Annotated in this window: 19 protein-coding genes; 16 read left to right on the forward strand and 3 right to left on the reverse strand. The window is 43.8% G+C overall.

Annotated features, from left to right (window positions below; all coding sequences use genetic code 11):
- Positions 1-636 precede the first annotated feature (636 nt).
- From nirB to cobA, 4 genes are all read left to right on the forward strand, one after another.
- A complete protein-coding gene (nirB, locus tag AB4585_RS18010) occupies positions 637-3,210 on the forward strand; it encodes a nitrite reductase large subunit NirB (protein ID WP_017062560.1) in 2,574 nt (857 codons plus the stop codon).
- 14 nt (positions 3,211-3,224) lie between these two features.
- A complete protein-coding gene (gene nirD / locus AB4585_RS18015) occupies positions 3,225-3,548 on the forward strand; it encodes a nitrite reductase small subunit NirD (RefSeq protein WP_017069123.1) in 324 nt (107 codons plus the stop codon).
- 123 nt (positions 3,549-3,671) lie between these two features.
- Complete coding sequence (locus tag AB4585_RS18020; protein ID WP_017062558.1) at positions 3,672-4,487, forward strand: formate/nitrite transporter family protein; 816 nt, start codon at positions 3,672-3,674, stop codon at positions 4,485-4,487.
- Positions 4,488-4,815: 328 nt separating this feature from the next.
- Positions 4,816-5,592 (forward strand): uroporphyrinogen-III C-methyltransferase, encoded by a 777-nt coding sequence (gene cobA, locus AB4585_RS18025; protein ID WP_017069122.1) that lies wholly within the window; start codon positions 4,816-4,818, stop codon positions 5,590-5,592.
- A gap of 51 nt (positions 5,593-5,643) precedes the next feature.
- Here the strand turns inward: cobA and AB4585_RS18030 are convergent, their stop codons facing one another.
- Positions 5,644-6,141 (reverse strand): DUF4174 domain-containing protein, encoded by a 498-nt coding sequence (locus tag AB4585_RS18030; RefSeq protein WP_050546503.1) that lies wholly within the window; start codon positions 6,139-6,141, stop codon positions 5,644-5,646.
- Positions 6,142-6,464: 323 nt separating this feature from the next.
- Between AB4585_RS18030 and AB4585_RS18035 the strand changes: the two genes are divergently transcribed.
- The 3 genes from AB4585_RS18035 to AB4585_RS18045 all read left to right on the forward strand — a co-directional run bounded on the left by AB4585_RS18035 (position 6,465) and on the right by AB4585_RS18045 (position 9,066).
- On the forward strand, positions 6,465-6,938 hold the full coding sequence (locus AB4585_RS18035) for an NYN domain-containing protein (RefSeq protein WP_010429860.1): 474 nt from the start codon (positions 6,465-6,467) through the stop codon (positions 6,936-6,938).
- A gap of 80 nt (positions 6,939-7,018) precedes the next feature.
- Positions 7,019-7,684, forward strand: a complete 666-nt coding sequence (locus tag AB4585_RS18040) for a response regulator transcription factor (RefSeq protein ID WP_017062555.1) — start codon at positions 7,019-7,021, stop codon at positions 7,682-7,684.
- Positions 7,681-9,066 (forward strand): sensor histidine kinase, encoded by a 1,386-nt coding sequence (locus AB4585_RS18045; protein WP_017064547.1) that lies wholly within the window; start codon positions 7,681-7,683, stop codon positions 9,064-9,066. Before AB4585_RS18040 ends, AB4585_RS18045 begins: the two co-directional genes overlap by 4 nt.
- A gap of 184 nt (positions 9,067-9,250) precedes the next feature.
- Here the strand turns inward: AB4585_RS18045 and AB4585_RS18050 are convergent, their stop codons facing one another.
- On the reverse strand, positions 9,251-10,555 hold the full coding sequence (locus AB4585_RS18050) for a dicarboxylate/amino acid:cation symporter (protein WP_017062553.1): 1,305 nt from the start codon (positions 10,553-10,555) through the stop codon (positions 9,251-9,253).
- Between the two features lie 559 nt (positions 10,556-11,114).
- Here AB4585_RS18050 and AB4585_RS18055 point away from each other — a divergent pair.
- The 7 genes from AB4585_RS18055 to AB4585_RS18085 all read left to right on the forward strand — a co-directional run bounded on the left by AB4585_RS18055 (position 11,115) and on the right by AB4585_RS18085 (position 18,324).
- Complete coding sequence (locus AB4585_RS18055; RefSeq protein WP_372170498.1) at positions 11,115-13,211, forward strand: TonB-dependent siderophore receptor; 2,097 nt, start codon at positions 11,115-11,117, stop codon at positions 13,209-13,211.
- Between the two features lie 193 nt (positions 13,212-13,404).
- Complete coding sequence (locus AB4585_RS18060) at positions 13,405-14,172, forward strand: DUF3450 domain-containing protein (RefSeq protein WP_017062550.1); 768 nt, start codon at positions 13,405-13,407, stop codon at positions 14,170-14,172.
- Positions 14,172-15,548 (forward strand): MotA/TolQ/ExbB proton channel family protein, encoded by a 1,377-nt coding sequence (locus AB4585_RS18065; RefSeq protein WP_017062549.1) that lies wholly within the window; start codon positions 14,172-14,174, stop codon positions 15,546-15,548. Before AB4585_RS18060 ends, AB4585_RS18065 begins: the two co-directional genes overlap by 1 nt.
- The gene (locus AB4585_RS18070; protein WP_010429842.1) at positions 15,548-16,108 is read left to right on the forward strand and encodes a MotA/TolQ/ExbB proton channel family protein; all 561 of its coding nucleotides are present in this window, start codon (positions 15,548-15,550) and stop codon (positions 16,106-16,108) included. Before AB4585_RS18065 ends, AB4585_RS18070 begins: the two co-directional genes overlap by 1 nt.
- Entirely contained in the window at positions 16,105-16,509 is a 405-nt protein-coding gene (locus tag AB4585_RS18075; RefSeq protein ID WP_004739212.1) for a biopolymer transporter ExbD, read from the forward strand. Before AB4585_RS18070 ends, AB4585_RS18075 begins: the two co-directional genes overlap by 4 nt.
- A 19-nt stretch (positions 16,510-16,528) precedes the next feature.
- On the forward strand, positions 16,529-17,149 hold the full coding sequence (locus AB4585_RS18080) for an energy transducer TonB (protein ID WP_008219721.1): 621 nt from the start codon (positions 16,529-16,531) through the stop codon (positions 17,147-17,149).
- On the forward strand, positions 17,146-18,324 hold the full coding sequence (locus AB4585_RS18085; protein ID WP_102320786.1) for a lipopolysaccharide assembly protein LapB: 1,179 nt from the start codon (positions 17,146-17,148) through the stop codon (positions 18,322-18,324). The genes AB4585_RS18080 and AB4585_RS18085 overlap by 4 nt, the downstream gene beginning before the upstream one ends.
- A gap of 129 nt (positions 18,325-18,453) precedes the next feature.
- Here AB4585_RS18085 and AB4585_RS18090 read toward each other — a convergent pair whose 3' ends face one another.
- Positions 18,454-18,774, reverse strand: coding sequence for a hypothetical protein (locus AB4585_RS18090; RefSeq protein WP_017067850.1), 321 nt, complete (start codon positions 18,772-18,774; stop codon positions 18,454-18,456).
- Positions 18,775-19,117: 343 nt separating this feature from the next.
- On the opposite strand from AB4585_RS18090, the gene AB4585_RS18095 reads away from it, so the two are divergent.
- A complete protein-coding gene (locus AB4585_RS18095; protein ID WP_017062546.1) occupies positions 19,118-19,747 on the forward strand; it encodes a PepSY-associated TM helix domain-containing protein in 630 nt (209 codons plus the stop codon).
- Positions 19,748-19,818: 71 nt separating this feature from the next.
- Positions 19,819-20,337 carry a DUF2271 domain-containing protein gene (locus AB4585_RS18100; RefSeq protein WP_017062545.1) on the forward strand — a complete coding sequence of 173 codons (519 nt, stop codon included), beginning with the start codon at positions 19,819-19,821 and terminating at the stop codon, positions 20,335-20,337.
- Positions 20,338-20,409: the final 72 nt, after the last annotated feature.

Here is a 20,409-nt window from a genome sequence, read left to right on the forward strand (position 1 = left end):
GACTCCGGGAGGCGCCTCCACTATTCAAAGTTGAAAGGCCAGCAGAAATGCTGGCCTTTTTGCTATCTGAAATTCTAAACCCTCATGCTATGTTCAAACTTCCACGTATGCTCTCTAATCAGTAGCACCACTAGGAACAAGCTATATCAGATCACTTTTGTGCCGGTCTTTTCCTTATGTAAACCTATCATTTGCTAAACAACCAACAGCATCTGTTAACCAATTGCGCCGTTTGTGAGTGGAATGAGTGGGGAATGGAAAAGGGCGACTGTATTTTGCGTCATTAAATTCTTCATATTTATACATAGTTGCTCATGATCCTGTAACGCTTTCATGAGTTATTACACTTATTATGACCACAAATGAAAATGATTGTCATTTACTTGTGTTACTGCTAACCTATTGTGAAACTTTACAACATCTTATCTACTGCACGAAAGTGTATATAAAACCCCGCTAAACCTTATTAAACCTACGGTTATTCGTTTGCTTCGTATGATAAATCAGCAGATCTACCTCTTTTGTCCTACCCCTTTAGGGTAGTTCGATTTCGTAATTGATTTACATCATATTTTCATTTTCTTTCATAATTCATTATTCGCTCAGTTAAGAAATATATAACCTTCAGGAATTCTTATGAGCAAGATGAAGCTAGTCGTAATCGGTAACGGGATGGTCGGCCATCGCTATATCGAAGATTTAGTCGAGAAGACAGACGTTGCTAACATGGACATCACAGTCTTCTGTGAAGAGCCTCGCGTAGCCTATGATCGTGTACACCTTTCTTCTTACTTTTCACACCATACTGCGGACGAACTTTCTTTAGTTAAAGAAGGCTTCTACGAGAAACACGGCATCAACATGCTGATCGGTGAGCGTGCTATTAACGTTAACCGTGAAAAGAAAACAGTTTACTCAAGTACTGGTCGTGAAATTCAATACGACAAGCTAATCCTTGCTACAGGTTCATACCCATTCGTTCCGCCAATCAAAGGTAACGAAGGTAAAGACTGTTTCGTTTACCGCACAATCGAAGACTTGAAAGCTATCGAAGCAACCGCTAAGAATTCTAAATCTGGTGTGGTTGTTGGTGGTGGTTTGCTTGGTCTTGAAGCTGCAGGCGCACTAAAAGCTCTTGGTGTAACCACGCACGTTGTTGAGTTTGCTCCAAAGCTAATGGCTGAGCAGCTTGACCAAGCGGGTGGTAACCAACTTCGTCAAAAAATCGAACGTATGGGCGTTAACGTACATACAAGTAAGAACACGCTTGAGATTGCTCCTGAAGGCACTGAAGCTCGTAACGTAATGCGCTTTGCAGACGGTACAGAGCTAGAAACTGATTTCATCGTATTCTCTGCTGGTATTCGCCCACAAGACAAACTTGCTCGTCAAATGGGGCTGGGTATTGCACCACGTGGCGGTATCGAGATTAATGATCACTGTCAAACGACAGACAAAGACATCTACGCAATCGGTGAGTGTGCGTCTTGGAACCAAACGTTCTACGGCCTAGTGGCTCCTGGTTACAAAATGGCAACGGTAGCGGTTGACCACGTTGTTGGTAACGAAAGCACATTTGAAGGTGCTGACATGTCTGCGAAGCTTAAGCTTTTGGGCGTGAAAGTAGGCTCTATCGGCGATGCGAACGGTCGTACTCCTGGCTGTAAGAGCTACGTTTACCAAAACGAAGAACAAGAAGTTTACAAGCGTCTAATCGTTTCTGAAGACAACAAGAAGCTGCTTGGTGCAGTAATGGTTGGTGACACGTCTGACTACGGTGATCTTCTACAGCTTATGCTGAACGAAATCGACCTACCAGAACACCCAGATGCATTGATTCTTCCTGCTCATGCTGGTGCTGAAAAGCCAACACTTGGCGCGGATTCTCTTCCTGAGTCTGCTGTTATCTGTTCTTGTTTCGATGTGACTAAAGGCAAGATCGCTCAAGCGGTTGCTGAAGGTCACCACACAATCGGTGATATCAAAGCAGTAACAGGCGCAGGTACTGGTTGTGGTGGTTGTATTCCACTAGTGACTTCAGTACTAAACGCTGAACTTGCTAAAGCTGGTGTTGAAGTGAAGAACGACGTGTGTGAGCACTTTGCATACTCTCGCCAAGAGCTTTTCCACCTAATTCGCATCGAAGAAATCAAAACGTTCGATGAGCTATTAGAGAAATACGGTAAAGGCTACGGCTGTGAAGTATGTAAGCCTCTAGCAGGTTCTATCCTTGCTTCTTGTTGGGGTGAACACATCCTTAAGCCTGAATTAGTGAAGCTGCACGATACCAACGACAACTTCCTAGGTAACATGCAAAAAGACGGTACTTACTCTGTAATCCCTCGTATGGCGGGTGGTGAAGTAACACCTCAAGCACTAAGCGTTCTTGCTGATGTTGCTGCTGAATACAACTTGTACACCAAGATCACAGGTGCACAACGTATCGGCCTATTTGGTGCTCAGAAAGATGACTTACCAGCAATCTGGAAGAAGTTAATCGCTGCAGGTTACGAAACGGGTCAAGCTTACGCAAAAGCACTTCGTATGGCGAAAACATGTGTAGGTTCTACTTGGTGTCGTTACGGCGTTCAAGATTCAGTTGGCCTAGGCGTGATGATCGAGAACCGTTACAAAGGCATCCGTACTCCTCATAAGATGAAGTTTGGTGTGTCTGGCTGTACTCGTGAGTGTGCTGAAGCTCAAGGTAAAGATTTAGGTATTATTGCGACTGACGCAGGTTGGAACATGTATGTATGTGGTAACGGTGGTATGAAACCTCGTCACGCAGACTTACTGGCAAGCGACCTAGACCAAGAAACGCTAATCAAGTACATCGACCGTTTCATGATGTTCTACATCCGCACGGCTGCGCCACTACAACGTACTTCGGTATGGATGGACAACCTAGAAGGTGGTGTTGATTACCTACGTGAAGTGATTGTAGACAACAAGCTTGGTATCAATGACCAACTTGAAACTGACATTGCTGGCCTAGTTGATAACTTCGCTTGTGAATGGACAGATACAATCAACGACGAAGCTCAACTTAAGCGCTTTGCACACTTCATCAATGCTGATGACCGCGATGATAACGTTGTGTTTGTTGAAGATGGTCGTGAACAACACCGTCCTGCGACATTCACTGAGAAACACCCTGAAGCCATTACTTCAAAGCATCAGGGCGACATCATTCACGTAGAATCTGTTTAAGGGGAGACGACATCATGGCATTTACCAAAGTTTGTAAGATCGAAGACATTATCCCAGGTACAGGTGTTTGTGCGTTGGTTGGTGGTGAGCAAGTAGCTGTATTCCGCCCAACGAAAGCTGAAGAAGTATTCGCGATTAGCAACACAGACCCTTACTTCCAGTCAAACGTGTTATCACGTGGCTTGATTGTTGAGCACAAAGAAGAGCTTTGGGTAGCAAGCCCACTTAAGAAGCAACGCTTTAACCTAGCAACAGGTGTGTGCATGGAAGACGAGAACTTCAACGTGAAAGCGTACAAAGCTCGTGTTGCCAAAGGCGCTGTAGAAATCTCTGCTTAATCTTCGGATGAGTAAGATTTGATAGTTCAAGGGTTCTAGTTCTCAATATTGCCTTAACTCGGCAACTAGAGCCTTTTCCTATCCAATTTTAACTTTTAATTTAAACTTTTTAAGGACAACCTTATGTCTCCTGATTACAAACCAGCTGAATTCGTTCAAACGATGATTGATGTGGGTGAAGCGAAAACGAAAACAAGTACTCGCGATCTTCTGATTCGAAGCACTATGGCTGGTATCATCCTTTCTCTAGCGGTTGTTGTTGCTATTACAGCAATGGTTCAAACCGGTATTGGCCTTGTTGGCGCACTTGTGTTCCCAGTTGGCTTCGTCATTCTAAGTGTAATGGGTTATGACCTAGTAACTGGCGTATTCGGCCTTGCACCTTTAGCGAAATTTGACAACCGCCCAGGTATTACTTGGGGTCGTATCCTACGTTGTTGGGGTATTGTTGGTCTTGGTAACCTTATCGGTTCTTTGATTGTTGCTTTCCTTGTTGCAGTATCACTAACGGGTAACTTCTCTTTAGAACCAAACGCTGTTGCTCAAAAGTTCATTGCTGTTTCTACAGGTCGTAGCCTAGGTTTTGAAAACATGGGTATGGACGGATGGATCACGTGTTTCGTACGCGGTATCTTCTGTAACCTTATGGTATGTCTAGGTGTGATTGGCAACATGACTGCACGCACAGTATCTGGCCGTGTAGCAATGATGTGGTTCCCAATCTTCATCTTCTTCGCACTCGTATTTGAGCACACAGTGGTAAACATGTTCCTATTCCCACTAGGTATGATTCTTGGAGCTGATTTTGGTATCGCGACATGGTTGAACTTCAACCTTATCCCAACAATCCTAGGTAACATCGTTGGTGGTCTATTAATGACGTGTGTTCCTCTATACCTAACTCATGCTAAAACAGCTCCTTCTCTAGGCGCTAAGTAATTAGATAGTTCTAGGTTAATGAGCAACTAATAATGTGTGTTAAGCCCCAAGCTGTTGATTTGGGGCTTTTTTGATCTTAACACTCTCTACTTTGATAACCGTGCACCTAAGGCGAGCAATGTGTGCTTGATGATGGTGCAAATGTCAGGGTTTTCCAACGTAATAGATTGTTTTGTTATATAAACTTCTATCTTGATTAGAATTAATCGTAAAGTTTTATGGCAACAACTGATAGTCTAAGAAGTAGGGATATTGGTGATTCATACAACGATGAATCGTCATACAGAATTAAGCTTGAAATATAACAAGCTAACTTTCGGAGCAAAGCATGTCAGAAGTATCGCCATCGAATGTTAAAACAGGAAACACAGGATTTGTTTCATTAGTAGGTGCAGGTCCGGGCGACCCAGACTTACTTACGTTAAAAGCGGCACGAGTGATTCAACAAGCAGACGTGTTGGTTTATGACCGTTTGGTATCAAAAGATATTTTGGAGATGGCTAATCCAGAAGCGGAAATGTTGTATGTGGGCAAAAAGCTCGATCATCACTGCGTACCGCAAGATCAGATCAACCAACTATTAGTGACCAAAGCTCAAGAGAACAAACACGTAGTGCGTCTAAAAGGTGGTGACTCGTTTATCTTTGGTCGTGGTGGTGAAGAGTGTGAAACGTTAGCTGAGAATGACGTGAGATTTGAAGTGATTCCGGGCATCACAGCTGCTGCCGGAGCAACGGCTTATGCGGGCATTCCGTTGACGCACCGTGATCATGCACAAAGCGTGCAGTTTATTACAGGTCACTTGAAGAAAGATGGCGAAGATATTGACTGGCAATCTCTTGCTCAGCACAACCATACCATCGTGTTTTACATGGGCTTGAAAGAGAGTCCGAACATTCAGAAGAATCTACTCGATAATGGTATGCGAGCTGACATGCCAGTTGCGATCATCGAAAACGGTACACGCCAAGAACAAAAGGTGTTTAGAGGTGGGTTACGTGATTTAGCTGACCTTGCGAGCGTCGCAAAGAGCCCAGCGCTGATTGTTGTAGGCAGCGTGGCTCAGCTCCATGAAAAACTTGCTTGGTTTAACAAACAAGCTTGATCGTTTGACCTTCTAATTGGATCTCTAAGCCACTACTGAGTCCATCAAGAATCAAATACTGCAGCGGCTGCCTTGTCGCTGCATTTCTTGTTGGCGCATCGGCATTTCGTCAATGATATTGGTGATCTGTTTCCAATCTGTTTTGCCACTCCATCGGTGCTTCTCTTTCCCGTCTTTACCAATCAAAACAGCGGTATGTGATCCTTTCGGGATCTCGTAAATACTGGTGACTGCTTCTAAGTTAAACTCTTCTTCTAACCAAGTTGGGACTGTGTAACCACTCTCAGCAATAACCATAATGACGACATCTCGTTCGTCCAATTGACAGTTATTGAGCAACACTTCGTTCAGAAACTCTTTAACGATTGAATCTTCCTTTGGAGCGAAATAAATCACACTGCGGTGTGGCAAAGGCTTTGAGTGAGAATAAGCGGGGTAGGCGAGTACTGAATTGATGGTTAAGCTCATGATTATTACCGTGCTGATGGTCAGTAGTTTAAGCAAACTAAACCAGCTACCAGAGTTTGATGGTTGATTTAAAGTTTGCATCGCTTTGGTTGTGTCGATGCTTACGATCGAATTGTGTGTTTGTCGGTGCAGCATTGCCAACCTCCCTTTAAAAACTCTAAGCCTGAGTACGATTTGAACGCTACGTAAAGAAGAAGGTGAAGATCAGAACCACCTAAGAAACGCTCAAAACAAATCCACTTACAATAAGCATAGTTAGGATTACGTAAAGACACTTAGCTTTACGCTAAAGATATTAGATTTACGTTAACGATAGCTGGCAGGTTCATTTTTATTGAGTAAAGCGACTCGCATTTTACAATTGAATAGAATAGGGTATACGGAAAATCTAAAGGTATGAATTTATGGAAAACATAGCAATTTTGGTCGACGTTCAGAACGTTTACTACACGACGCGCGACAAATACCGTTCTAACTTCGACTATAACCAGTTTTGGTATGTTGCCACGGAAGGGCGTAACGTTATTGCAGCTAATGCTTACGCAATCTCAAGCCAAGATCCAAAGCAGCGTCAATTTCATCATATCCTTCGTGGTGTGGGCTTTAATGTGAAGTTAAAGCCGTTTATTCAGCGTCGAGATGGCAGTGCAAAAGGCGATTGGGATGTGGGTATTGCGTTAGACGCGATAGAACTTGCTGAGACGGTTGATACGATTGTTTTGGTATCAGGAGACGGTGATTTCGAAATCCTTGTAGAGCGAATCAAAGAGCGCTTTGGCAAGCCTGTTGAAGTGTATGGTGTTCCCGGGTTAACTGCTCAAAATCTTATCGATTCTGCATCAAAATTTGTACCGATTGAAAAAGATTTTCTTCTATAGAGGAAATCGGGCACTTTATAATTGAAATCAATAATAACGATAATTAGAATGCAAACAGTTCTTATTTATCGGTATGTGTAATGTCTCGCGTTTTAGTTGTTGATGATGATATTCAGTTGTGTGAATTACTGGGTGAAGTGTTAGAAAATGAGGGGTATCACGTTGATACTGTTCATTGCGGTGAATCCGCGCTTGAGTTTATTCAATCTCACCCTGTCGATTTGGTTCTACTCGATGTAATGCTTCCGAACCTAAGCGGCATTCAAGTAGCAAGACGTATTTGTCAGCGTTTTGCTACTCCCATTCTTATGCTAACCGCGCTTAACGACGATGCCTCAATGCTCGATGGCTACCAAGCAGGCGCCGACCAGTACATCGCTAAACCTTTCAATGTTCCTGAACTCTTAACCCGTATTAAGGTGATCTTGCGCCGAGTGGGTTTTGAACGCCAAAGACAATCTTTAGCTTCCTCTAATCACGGCTTGTGTGAACAACTCTCTCGTTTGCCATTAACTGGCACTGAAAAAGACTTGCTTGATTATTTGGTCAAAAATGACGGTATTGTCGTCTCAAAATCTGATCTGCAAATCCATGTACTCAAGAAAGAATTGTGTCCCTTCGATCGTAATTTAGATATGCATATCAGCAATATACGTAGAAAGCTCGTTCAGGCAGGTTTGTCTAAACAACATATAAAAACCGTTCGTGGTAAAGGTTACAGTTACCTAGAGTCGGTCGGAGCATGAGTAAAAAACTGCTGCGTTGCCCTGATTTTATTGCTAAGCGTAAAGACGGACTCACTTTCCAACTGTTCAGTTACCTGACCGTCATTTTGGTGAGTATTTTGATTCTGCAAGGTGTCGCAGAAAGAGCCTTGATGAAAGCGCTGCTTAAAGTGCCAGAATCGGTTAAAGCGGAGATGCTCGACCTTGCTTACCAAGCGAATGTGTTGATTGAAGAAGGGGACATGGATGAACTCGCGGACTGGGGTAATGCTCAGCAGTATTATCTGTTCGTCATCGACAAAGACAATCGTCCGATCACGCATCGTCACATGCACCCACATTTTGAATTTAAGCTCAAATATTTAAGAACGTTAGATCACCAACTTAGTGATCGAGTGAGTAAGCCGATCTTCGGTCTGCCACTGGATAACGGGAAAACACTGGTTATCCAACTACCGCACCAGTTTCATCCCGCTAAATCTTTTGCCCCATATTCCTATATGCTTAAAGCATTGATTGCATTGGTCGTATTGTCTCTGTTCTCGATTATCATGGCCAAAAGCCTTCAGCAACCGTTGGATAGATTGAGAGAAGCGAGCCGCAGACTGGCTCAAGGTGACTTCACGGTCAGTGTGGTGTCGGAGTTGAACTCCACCACGCGTGAATTCAACGAGCTTGCACACGATTTTGATTATATGACCTTTGAGATTAAATCTCTGGCTGAAAAGCAACGTTGTTTGATTCGTGATGTCTCACACGAGTTAAGAACACCATTAGCAAGGCAAAACCTCGCACTACACCTGCTGCGCAGCAAGGTTGATGATAAAAGCATTGGTTTGCTAGAACGAATGGAAAATGAAACAGAAGAGATGAATAAGCTGGTGGGTGAGATACTTGAATTTAGCCGCTTAGAAACCTCTCGCTATGACTCCAAGTTAAGTTTAATGCACCTTGAGCACTATTGTTCAATGTTGATCGCGCAGATGCAAAACGATTTAAAACCGAATCAAACTTTGATTGGTTCCCTAGAGACGCCGATATCAATGGTGAACGTTGATGAGAGGCTACTGCTTCGAGTCATTGGTAACTTGGTCGGGAATGCCATTAAATACGCGGGTGAGAACGCTCATGTGGTCGTGACGACATACGAACAGGTAATGGATAGACGTTACAGTGTAATATCTGTAGAAGATGACGGTGATGGTATTCCTGATAACAAGATTGCAGGTATATTCGACCCGTTTACTCGTATTGAATCAGCAAGAGACAAACGGTCTGGTGGCTACGGTCTGGGCCTTGCGATTGTTAAAGAAGCGATGGGTGTGATGAATGGACATGTAACTGCTGAGAATAGAGAAGGTGGGGGGCTGAGAGTGAACTTGATGTTCCCAATCGGTGATTAGCTTTCCCTATTGATAATTACCTTAAATTGATAACTGTCCCAACTCAGTAGTACTGACTTAAGCGATACCCAATAAAAACGCCACTGCATCTGCAGTGGCGTTTTTCTTTATGCGCTTTGGTATGGGCTAGGCGTAGCCATTAATTACGCCTGAGCTTGAAGACAAGAGCATAAGATAAGCGAGACTATGCCTGTTGGCGAGCTAGCTTAACTTCTTCTTCTTTCTCACCTGCTGCTGGGTCGTTGAAGCGAGACTCGTCTAGAGCGCCTTCAGACTTAGCAACGATGATAGATACGGCACTATCACCTGTGATGTTTACAGCGGTACGAATCATATCAAGAAGGCGGTCAACACCCATGATTAGAGCAATACCTTCAAGCGGCAGGCCAACTTGGTTCAATACCATCGCTAGCATAACAAGACCAACACCAGGGACACCTGCAGTACCAACAGACGCCAGTGTCGCCGTTAGGATAACCATTAGGTAATCACCCATTGAAAGGTCGATGTTGTACGCTTGCGCGATAAACGCCGTCGCAACACCTTGCATGATTGCAGTGCCGTCCATGTTCACAGTTGCACCTAGTGGTACTGTGAAAGAAGCGACTTTGTTGTCTACGCCCATACGGTTCTTAGCCGTTTCCATAGTTACTGGAATTGTTGCGTTCGAAGATGCTGTTGAGAATGCAAACATGATTGCATCTTCCATCTTACGTAGGAACGTAATCGGACTAAGACCTGTGAATCCTTTAAGCATCGCACTGTAAGTCACCAAGCCATGCAACAGCAGGGTACCAGCAAGCACTAAGAAGTATTCTGCTAGGTTCCAAATTGCACCTAAGCCAAGGCCAGAGAACAGTTTCGCCATCAAGAAGAATACGCCGTAAGGAGCAAGGTTCATTAGTAGCGCAACTAGCTTCATGATCACTTCGTTTAGATCAGAGAAAACTGCAGCGATACGTTCACCGGGTTTGCCCGCTGCACTGATTGCGATACCAAACAACACTGCAAATACGATAACTTGTAACGTTTTGCCCTCAGCCATCGCCTGAATAGGGTTGGTTGGGAACATGTCGATGATTACTTGGCCCAGAGAAGGGGCATCCGCTGATTTGAAAGAGCTCGCAGCAGTAAGATCCGCACCAGCTCCAGGTTGGAACAGGTTACCGATAGTTAATGCTAGAGTGATGGCAACGGCAGTAGTACCGATATAAAGTGCAAGCGTTTTGCCACCCATACGGCCAAGAGTTGATAAGTCTTTAAGAGAACTTGTACCGCACACTAGTGAAACGAAGACTAGAGGCACAACAAGCATTTTTAAACTGGCGACAAAGATTTGTCCGCCCACTTCAAAGAGTCCGTTAACGATGTAGTTGTTAACAAATCCGTTGTCTGCAAAAAGGGATTGAATGGCGAATCCCGTTAATATACCTACGACCATACCGAGGATTACTCGACCAGTCAGAGACATAGGTTTCTTGGTATTCATTTAGAACACTCCTTATTATTTATAACTTTGATACCTTTTCAAAGTGAGCAGGAGATTAGCAGTCGGATAATCAATTCGAAAAACAAAAAATGAGTTTGGAATTATAGATGTGATCAAAATCACTGATAATTGTGTAAATTAAACAAATAAAAACAAAATAATTCACTATTAATTTACATCTATCGAGGGTTTTATACATAAATTTGTCGTTTCAAAGGTAGTAAATAAGAAGAGATGATTTTCTTATCAATCTTCACGTCTTCAATTGACTGAACAAATACCGTTGTTTCAAAAAATTCGGTGAAGATAACCAGTCGATTTACGTCCATGAGCCTTAACTATTTGTATTGAATGGTTTTGTTGAACTCCTCAAATATGACTCACCGACAGGCCTTTACAAAACTTTACGAATGCAAAGAATGTAAATTTAATGCAAATGGTAATAATTATCACTTATATTCACTCCCGAAATAATTCAGTGGTACCGGCAACGGTTCAGCGAACACATCGAATAAATAACAAAGTGTTCGTCTAAAAGAATAAAAGCGGAGTAAAGGACATGTTTTCAAAGAGCCCATTGGCTTTAGTGATCGGCGCAGTATTAGCTTCACCAGCAGTATTGGCAGAAACAGTAAAAACAGACGAGCATATGGTTGTTGAAGGTCGTGACTACGGTTATAAAGCCGACACGAACACAACAGCAATGCGCATGGAGGCGACTCAATTAGAGACTCCGGGACAAGTTTTAGTAATCGATGAGCAAATCATCGATGAACAGCGTGCAACAACGCTTGGTGACGTGCTTAAGAATGACGCGAGTGTAAGTGCTGGCGGTACAAGCCGTAACCGTGAACGTTTCTCTCTACGTGGTTTCTCGGTAGAAAGCTCTTCGGGCTTCCTTAAAAATGGCCAGCAACATTGGTCTCACTACCGTCAACCAATCGAACTGCTAGAGCGTGTTGAAGTACTAAAAGGACCTTCTGGTCTTCTTTACGGTATTTCTGCACCAGGTGGTTTGATCAACATGGTAAGCAAAAAGCCAACTTACGATACGCAAGTAAGTGTTAGCCAAGATATTGGTTCTAATGACCATTCTCGTACAACGGTAGATGTAAGTGGCGCTTTGAACGACGCTGAAACTCTACGTGGTCGCGCGATTCTATCTAAAGAAAGCTACGGCTCTTGGAGAACTTATGGTGACGGAACTGAACCACAAACAGAACGTTTTGTTGGTGGTGTATTCGTTGATTACGATGTAACTGAAGACGTGACAGTTTCTGTTCATTACGACAAAACTAACGACGAAGGTAGCGTAGATTCTGGCGCTTTATACACGCTAGACGGCAACCGAGTAGGTAGCGACAAGCACATCTGGGATGCACAGTGGTCACAGATCGAGAATGATGTTGAGAACGTTGGTTTTGATATTGCTGCTAACCTGACTGATACATGGTCATTAAAAACAGGTTTCAACTACCAAGATTTCGAACGTATTGATATGGAAAGCTACCCAAGCTTTTCAAATATGAATCCTGATGGTACGGGCACCGTGACTCAAGGCGGTAACTACCGTCATGATAAATGGCGTTTCAGAACGGCTTACGTTGATCTAACAACAACCGCTGATCTTGCGGGCACAGAGCACCAACTATTATTCGGTGCTAACTGGTTAGGCTACAGCTATTACCGTGGTATGGATCGCTTCAGCAGCGCTGAATACGCACCAGGTGCAACAGTACCAGCGCCGTCAGTGGGTCCAACATCGCTAGGTAAGATGAGTACTTACGATACTTGGGGCTTCTACATCCAAGATTTGATTACTATTAATGATGAATGGCAAGTTCTTGCGGGTGCTCGTTTCGACCGTAAAGTAAGTGATGGCGTAGCAGAAGAAAATGTAGCGCCTAAGCTTGGCCTGATTTACCACCCAGCATCAAACGGTAGTATCTACGCTTCTTACTCTGAAAGTTTCGAACCACAAGGTGTTGTGTCTAGCGGAAACCGCAACTACACCAACGATGGCGAACTTCTTGACGCAGCAACGGGCGTGTCTTACGAAGTCGGTACTAAGTGGGAACTGATGGACGAACGTCTATTCGTTTCTGGTGCGGTATTCGATATTACCCAAGAAAACATTTCAATGGATGTAGAAGACACTTCATCAGGCGATTGGACGAAGACACAAGGTGGCGAACAAGTTCACCGTGGTGCTGAGCTAGCCGCACAAGGCTTTATTTCAGAGCGCTTCTCAATGTCTGGTTCTGCAATGTACTTAGATGCTGAAATCACGAACCATGAAACATATGAAGGTAACCGTCCAGTAGACGTACCTGAGTTTGCAGCAAGCGTTTGGTCTACCTATGCAGCAACAAACGAAGTTGATGTGAACCTGGGTCTTATCTACGAAGGTTCTCGTTACGGCGATAGCGCGAACATATTCAAGAAAGACGGCTACGCACGTGTAGATATGGGTGCTGCATACACGCTTAAGTACGACGATTCTCTTGATTTCGTAGCGCGTCTAACAGTCGAGAACGTATTTGATAAAGAATACCTAGCGGGTGGCGGTTCAACATCTTCAAACCACCAATTTGCTGAAGACGTAGTAATCGGCGAAGGCCGTAACTACATGGCGACTTTACAGGTAAAATACTAATTTGTTAGTAGGGTACTATTGTTAGCCTAAATACTAAGGGGAAAGTTTCGGCTTTCTCCTTTCGTGATTCTGCTATTCAGTAAAATATCCCTAGTAATGCGAGTGACTTTTAATGATAATGAGAGTGCTTATCAATAATAGTATTTATCAATAAAATGTATTTGACCTTCTTCTATAGTAAATGACTACAATTATGAATCTTTTAAAAACTAGCCTAGCGCTTGCCATCAGTTTGGTTGCAACGTCTTCTATGGCAAACAGCTTGGATCAAGCTCAATCAATTCAAAACAAGACCAATAACGCGTCGGCTTCGAGCCAAAAGGTTATTGATAAAAGCTCACAAGCGACTTTAATGCTGCAAGCTGAGATTGAGCGTCTGCAAGAAGAAGTTAAAAACCTAGAAATCTATCACGATCACCTTGCTGCATTAGTTGAGAGCCAAAACCAAGAAGCTCAAAGCATTGAAGAGCAGATCGAAGAAATCAAATACACACGCCAAGGTGTTGTGCCATTGATGTATCAAATGATCGATGGTCTTGAACAGTTGGTAGAGAAAGACGTGCCGATTAAGAAAGAACAGCGTCTAGAAAGAGTAGAAAAGCTACAAGCAATGATGACTCGTGCTGATGTGAGTGATGCTGAGAAGTATCGTCGTATCCTGGAAGCTTACCAAATCGAGATGGACTACGGCATCAAGCTCGGTGCTTACCAAGGCCGCGTTGCATTGAGCAACGACAGAACGATTGAAGCTGACGTGTTGCACCTAGGTCGTATCTCTTTGGTGGCTCGTAACCTAAATGGCAGCCAATATTGGTCTTGGAATCAAACACAAAATCAGTGGCAAGAGCTAGATTCTTCAATGAAATCTGAGCTAGATAAAGCTTACGACATTGCAAGCCAACAAGCGGCGCCAAGCCTAATTACTTTACCTGTTTCTTTAACTGTTGCGGAGGTTAAGTAATGAACTTAAAGCCATTAGCAGCATTGCTTTGCATTACATCACTTTCATTTTCAGCTTTCTCTGCATCAGATACGACGGCTCAGCTAGTTAATAAAGCAAAATCAGAGAGTCGAACTCAAGCTTCTCACAACGTAGTGCGTGAAGCTGATTTCAAAAAGACAGAACAAGAACTGAAAGCGATCAAAGCTCAGCTTGAAGCGAAGCGTACGTCTATCCAAGGTGCGACAGATGTTCTGACTCAAACGTTCAGTGATAACGAAAACAAGCTTGCTCGCTTAGAAGAGAAGCTGCGTTTAGAAACCGGTAGCTTAGGCGAGCTGTTCGGTGTCGTTCGTCAAAACGCAAAAGAACTCGGCGCAGAGCTTAGCTCAACCGTGAATAGTGTTGATCGTGCTGAACACACTGCAACTGTTGATCAAATCATTGATGCTAAATCACTGCCTTCAATGCCACAGCTGACCGGTTTGTGGATGAGCATGGTTGAACAGATCCAAGCGAGTTCTGAGCTTAGCAAATCTCAAATTGCATTCATTAATGGTGAAGGCAATACAAACAAGGTTGACGCTTACCGACTAGGTTCGATTGGTCTTGTGACAGAGCAAGGCTATGTTAGCTGGAACACTCAGCGTGAAGATGCGATCGCTTACCTTAAGCAACCACAAAATGGTCCAACGTTAGCGTCACTTTCTTCGTTAGCGAATGGTGAAGTATCTAACGTGGTTGTCGATCCTTCTCGCGGGTTTATGCTAGAGCAATTAGCACTTACGCCAAGTTTAACTGACCGTCTACAAGCGGGTGGTGTGGTTGGTAAAGTGATTCTTGGCCTACTAGCTATTGGTCTAATCATCGCATTAGTTCGTGGTGTCTCTCTTGCTATCGCACGCCAGAAAATTCGCGCGCAACTTAAGAACCCTGAGCAAGCGGGTGATAACCCACTAGGTCGTGTTCTTGCGATGTACAACAAGGAACAAAACCAAACGGTTGAAGCGTTAGAGTTGCGACTTTTAGAAGCGGTAGTTGATGAGCAGACTCACCTAGAGAAAGGTCTATCGATGCTTAAGCTATTGGCGGCACTAGCACCAATGTTGGGCCTTTTAGGTACAGTAACCGGCATGATCGAAACATTCCAAGTGATCACTCAGTTTGGTAATGGCGACCCTAAAGTTATGGCGGGTGGTATCTCGATGGCGCTTGTAACTACGGTACTTGGTCTGGTTGCGGCAATGCCTCTTCTACTGGCACACAACATTCTTAGCACTCAAGCAGAAAACATTCGCAATATTCTTGAGAAGCAAGGTATTGGTCTTGTTGCTGAGCAGGCTGAAAAGACCGTTGAATCAAACGCTGTTGTTTCACCAGTTGGGACTGCTGCGTAATGGATATTTTGTCGGGTTCTCTATTACCAGCGAGTTGGTTAACGAGTGACTGGCTGCTGTCTTTATCAAGCTTTATGGAGCAGGGCGGTTTCGTCCTGTGGTGGCTAGCGGCTGTCGTCCTAGTGTATTGGGTGCTTGTGGTAGAACGTGTGCTTTATCTTGCGTTCTACTTTCCTAAGCAACGCCAAGCTTGGATAGCGAAATGGCATGAAAGAGAAGATCACTCTTCTTGGCATGCCAAAGCTATTCGTGAAGGTTGGTTAGGGCAAGCGAGTATCTTGCTTAACCAAAACTTGAATTTTATTAAGCTGTTAGTCGCTATTTGCCCGATGTTGGGCTTGCTAGGCACTGTAACCGGTATGATCTCTGTTTTTGATGTTATGGCGACACAAGGCAGCAGTGACCCTAAATTGATGGCTTCAGGTATCTCGTTAGCAACACTGCCAACCATGGCAGGCATGGTTGCAGCGTTAGCGGGCATGTTCGTTCACGCTCGCTTAGCGAAAGTATGTAACCGCTTAGAATTGAAATTAGAAAAATCTTTAAGGAGTCAACGATGAGACTCGGTCGACGTCATTCTAAAAACGAAGAGGCTCAAATAGACCTTACTTCGATGCTTGATATTGTCTTTATCATGCTTATTTTCTTTATTGTGACCAGTTCATTTGTTCGTGAATCAGGGGTGGAAGTCAATCGCCCACAAGCTTCTAACGTAGTAAGCCAAAAGGATGCAGGCATCTTTGTTGCGATTACTTCTGCAAACGACATTTTCATCGACAAGCGTGTCGTAGATGTTGAACGTGTCCAAGCGACGTTAGAGCACTTGTTGCTAGAACAACCTGATGCTTCTTTGGTTATTCAAGCGGATGAACACGCTTACAACGGCACTGTTGTTAAAGTGATGGATGCCGCGAAAGGTGCTGGTGTTAAAAACATTGCGCTTGCTGCTGATAAGCGATGATCTTGGAGGATCTTCATAAATGATTCGCCTATTTCTTGCTTTACCGCTAGCGGGTGCGTTGGGCTTAGCGCTGTTTTCTTTCATGGCTTGGATGGTCGATAATGGCCACCAACGTTCACCAGACGATAGCGAGACGTTAAGTTTCAACATGGTGATGGTGGAACAAGAACAAGAAGTTCAAAGAAGACAACGTGCAGTTCCGGAAAAACCAGAAATGCCAGAGCCGCCACCGGAAGCGCAAACATCTCAGTCACAAGCTGAAGTTACGCCTCTGAATTCGATGTCTTCTCTGCCTTCATTGGATTTGAATACATCCATTGATGGCCTAGCGATTAACGCACCGACATTCTCTGATTTTGGGTCAAACCAACAGGCTATGCCTTTGTATCGAGTAGAACCTCGTTACCCTGCGAAAGCGCTTAAGCGTGGAGCTGAAGGCCATGTGATTATGTCTTTTACTATCGATGAAACGGGACGTCCAATTGACATTCAAGTCACTGACGCAAACCCACGTCGTATGTTTGAACGTGAAGCGATGAGAGCACTTAAAAAATGGAAATATCAACCGAAAGTCGTCGATGGAAAAGCGATAGCTCAGGTTGGTCAAACCGTGAAACTAGAGTTTAAGTTGGCAAAATGATGAAACATATATGGATATTAGTGGGCTTGTTGTTAATGCCCCTTACAACACAGGCACAAGAGCTAACCCAATATACTGCCATTCGTGTTCAAAAGGCGCATAAGCTTGCTCAAGATGAACAGGTTAAACAGGCCATTGACGTACTAGCAGGTTTAGAGCTTTCTAAGGGCTACGACAAAGCGTACGTAGCTCGTATGCTAGGTGTTTTTTACTGGCAAGATGGCAAAACCGATAAGGCGATTAAGCAGCTTACATACGCCGTCGATACCAATTTGCTGGTGGATGAACAAGCTTGGATAACGAAGCGTATGCTTGCGGATCTGTTATTAAACGATCAACAGTTCAAAAACGCGCTTCCACATTACTACGAGTTAGTAAAAACAGCGCCAGAGGCAGAAAAGAAAGACGTGCTTTGGATGCGAATTGCACAAGCGGAATACCAAATCGAAAACTGGTCGAAAGTCCTAGTGGCCATCGGTAATCACGACAAGTTCAATTCAAAACCAGAGTTATCACCTCTATCGCTAAAACTGGGCGCACAGCTTCAGTTAAAGCAGTGGAAACAGTCGATTCCTACACTGGAAAGCTTGATTGAACTTCAACCCGAGAAAGATAACTGGTGGCGTCAACTGGTTGGTATTCAACTTAGGTTAGATCGTAATCGTGATGCATTGAACACGTTAGCACTGGCTGATCTACAAGGTGTTGAGCTGAAGAACTCAGATCGCCGCTTGTTAGCGCAGCTTTACGCGAAACGTGGCATTCCAGAGCGCGCAGCACAAGAAATTAGTAAGTTAGATGATGCGAACAGCGATGTTCAACTTCTGGCTGAGCAAGCAACCTACTGGCAGTTAGCGAAAGAGTGGGACAGTGCTATTGAAGTGTGGACGTTAGCGTCTAGAAAAGACACGCAATATCATTGGAATGTGGCTCAGTTACTGGTTCAACAAGGTTACTACGATCGTGCTCTGGTTGTTTTGGATAAAGTGAAAGACAAGAACAAGCAAGCTGATGTTGCTTTAGCGAAAGTACGTTCATGGTACAAGCTAAAGAATCTTGATAATGCTCTTGCTCAAGCGAAACGTGCGAACAACATTGAGCCTTCTTCTGAGGCAAAAGGTTGGATTAAATATCTGACTCAGCTAAGAACAGTGAGTGATAACGGCAACGTCTAACTGCGAATAGCACAACAGAAGACAAGAGAAAGTAATATAGAGAAAAGGGTGTCATTTGATGGTTCAAATGACACCCTTTTTAATTTTGGCGGTTAAAGCTTTTTGAACTTTATCGTTCCAATGCGGCAGTTAAGGCTCGCACATCGTGCCGCTGGACGTAGCACTTTGAATCACGCCGCTGGTATCAGCAACCCAATTAATGGTGCAGTCACGATAAGGGTTTTTGAATGCGTGTACTGTATAACCATTGTCTAACGGTTTCTTGGTTTCAATCCAAGCATAGTTTCGAGACGCCCAAAAACTGATAGGGCGTGACCGTTCGGTGAGATAACGTTCTTGTACATCGGTTATGTCTGAACCGATGTATTCTTGAATATGTTCTTCCGTGCTGATTATTTGGCTGGTGCACGCCGTCACTAGCGCAGCAAAAGCCAAAACAAAAATACGCATTTCAAATCCTTTTAAGCTTCATTAGCTATCATCAAACCAGTGATCAAATAGTCCCAACTTTCTATCCTTAAAGCTACGACTGTTACCTTAAACCCATCTCAATCAAGCATGTTGAGATTGAGCTTTTTTGAGCTTTGACCCTGTTATCAATAACCTCTAATAAAACGAATCAAATCCCTTTAGTACACGTTAGCAAGAATATGCATACAGTTCGATTACTTCCCATGTAATGTTATGTAAATTTCCTTACGCCACTCGGCAAACGTAAACAATGTAAATTGAATGCCAATACGAATGATTATCAACTAAATTGTCGCCATAAAATTTATAGGTATTGGTTTGTATGTCGTTAAAAAGTAGGGCGGTTCAGTCATGGGCTCGTCGACTTCATGTTTATATTTCTATGGCGCTTCTGTTCGTGGTTCTTTTTTTCTCAGTAACCGGTATCACCCTGAACCGACCTGAGTTATTTGAATCAAGCCAACCCAATATCCAACGCTCTACGCTAACGCTTCCTACAAGTTTATTTACGGTTCAAGACGGACGTTTAAAAGCTGACGAGACAGCCTTTGAAACGTTTCTGTTCGAAGAAGCCAACCTCTCCGGCGTTCCTTCTGGTTTGGACATCTATGCAGAGATTGAAGATGGTGAGTTGCTCATCGGTGAGGTATCTATGGACTTCAAAGGACCCGGCTACAACGCTTCCGTTTTTGTTGACGTTACGTCTGAGTTTGTAGAAGTCGAAACCACTAATTACGGCGTTATCGCATTGTTGAACGATCTGCATAAAGGTCGTAACAGCGGTGAAGTATGGAAATGGTTTATCGATATCACTGCGCTATTGATGATCTTCTTTGTGCTTACTGGCGTGTGCTTACTGTTACCTAAGAAAAAGACGCTTAATACTTCCATCAAATGGACGGTGTTTGGGTCTGCAATCTCATTGGTTATCTATTTTGTCGCCGTGCCTTAACGCTTGATTCGATTGATGAATCGGATTGAAGAGCGAACTTAAGGTTAAACGGATTTAAAAGGTTGTTAAAAATGAAAAAAATGAACTGGAGCAAGGCGCTTCTTGCTTTATCTCTTTTGCCAAGCCTAGGTATGGCACAAGCGATTCCTGATACGGCAAAACTGGATGTCAGCTTTGAGCTTCCAAAGATTGATACCTCTATGTATGCACGTCCTTATGTGGCGGTGTGGGTAGAGAATAGCGAACGAAAGTCAGTGAAAACCATCGAGCTTTGGGTCGGTAAAGACGAATGGCTTAAGGATCTGCGCAGCTGGTGGAGAAAGGTTGGCCGTTACGATCGTGAACTGGTTGATGCTGTGACGTCTGCAACACGTCCTGCTGGCCAGTACCGTTTCGTGTGGGATGGTAAGAGCGACAGCGGTGAAACGTTAGAACAAGGCGAGTACACGGTTCATATCGAAGTGGTTCGTGAACACGGTGGCCGTAATTACCTTCGCCAAAAAGTATCACTCGCAGATTCAAACATATCTTACGAATTAAAAGCAACGGAAGAGACGGGTGAAATCACCCTGAACTACATCGCTAAATAGTAAGTGCGAACAGTAACTAGTAAGTACGAACTAAAACCAAGCTGAACAGAATAGACAGTGGTCATCGTAGGC

It is taken from the genome of Vibrio sp. 10N.222.49.C9 (assembly GCF_041474985.1).
GTDB classification, from domain to species: Bacteria; Pseudomonadota; Gammaproteobacteria; order Enterobacterales; family Vibrionaceae; genus Vibrio; species Vibrio crassostreae_C.

Bases quoted from the DNA above. Each gene is read 5' to 3' on its own strand.
- nirB (WP_017062560.1), top strand. From the start codon at position 637: ATGAGCAAGATGAAGCTAGTCGTAATCGGTAACGGGATGGTCGGCCAT.
- nirD (WP_017069123.1), top strand. From the start codon at position 3,225: ATGGCATTTACCAAAGTTTGTAAGATCGAAGACATTATCCCAGGTACA.
- AB4585_RS18020 (WP_017062558.1), top strand. From the start codon at position 3,672: ATGTCTCCTGATTACAAACCAGCTGAATTCGTTCAAACGATGATTGAT.
- cobA (WP_017069122.1), top strand. From the start codon at position 4,816: ATGTCAGAAGTATCGCCATCGAATGTTAAAACAGGAAACACAGGATTT.
- AB4585_RS18030 (WP_050546503.1), bottom strand. From the start codon at position 6,141: ATGCAAACTTTAAATCAACCATCAAACTCTGGTAGCTGGTTTAGTTTG.
- AB4585_RS18035 (WP_010429860.1), top strand. From the start codon at position 6,465: ATGGAAAACATAGCAATTTTGGTCGACGTTCAGAACGTTTACTACACG.
- AB4585_RS18040 (WP_017062555.1), top strand. From the start codon at position 7,019: ATGTCTCGCGTTTTAGTTGTTGATGATGATATTCAGTTGTGTGAATTA.
- AB4585_RS18045 (WP_017064547.1), top strand. From the start codon at position 7,681: ATGAGTAAAAAACTGCTGCGTTGCCCTGATTTTATTGCTAAGCGTAAA.
- AB4585_RS18050 (WP_017062553.1), bottom strand. From the start codon at position 10,555: ATGAATACCAAGAAACCTATGTCTCTGACTGGTCGAGTAATCCTCGGT.
- AB4585_RS18055 (WP_372170498.1), top strand. From the start codon at position 11,115: ATGTTTTCAAAGAGCCCATTGGCTTTAGTGATCGGCGCAGTATTAGCT.
- AB4585_RS18060 (WP_017062550.1), top strand. From the start codon at position 13,405: ATGAATCTTTTAAAAACTAGCCTAGCGCTTGCCATCAGTTTGGTTGCA.
- AB4585_RS18065 (WP_017062549.1), top strand. From the start codon at position 14,172: ATGAACTTAAAGCCATTAGCAGCATTGCTTTGCATTACATCACTTTCA.
- AB4585_RS18070 (WP_010429842.1), top strand. From the start codon at position 15,548: ATGGATATTTTGTCGGGTTCTCTATTACCAGCGAGTTGGTTAACGAGT.
- AB4585_RS18075 (WP_004739212.1), top strand. From the start codon at position 16,105: ATGAGACTCGGTCGACGTCATTCTAAAAACGAAGAGGCTCAAATAGAC.
- AB4585_RS18080 (WP_008219721.1), top strand. From the start codon at position 16,529: ATGATTCGCCTATTTCTTGCTTTACCGCTAGCGGGTGCGTTGGGCTTA.
- AB4585_RS18085 (WP_102320786.1), top strand. From the start codon at position 17,146: ATGATGAAACATATATGGATATTAGTGGGCTTGTTGTTAATGCCCCTT.
- AB4585_RS18090 (WP_017067850.1), bottom strand. From the start codon at position 18,774: ATGCGTATTTTTGTTTTGGCTTTTGCTGCGCTAGTGACGGCGTGCACC.
- AB4585_RS18095 (WP_017062546.1), top strand. From the start codon at position 19,118: ATGTCGTTAAAAAGTAGGGCGGTTCAGTCATGGGCTCGTCGACTTCAT.
- AB4585_RS18100 (WP_017062545.1), top strand. From the start codon at position 19,819: ATGAAAAAAATGAACTGGAGCAAGGCGCTTCTTGCTTTATCTCTTTTG.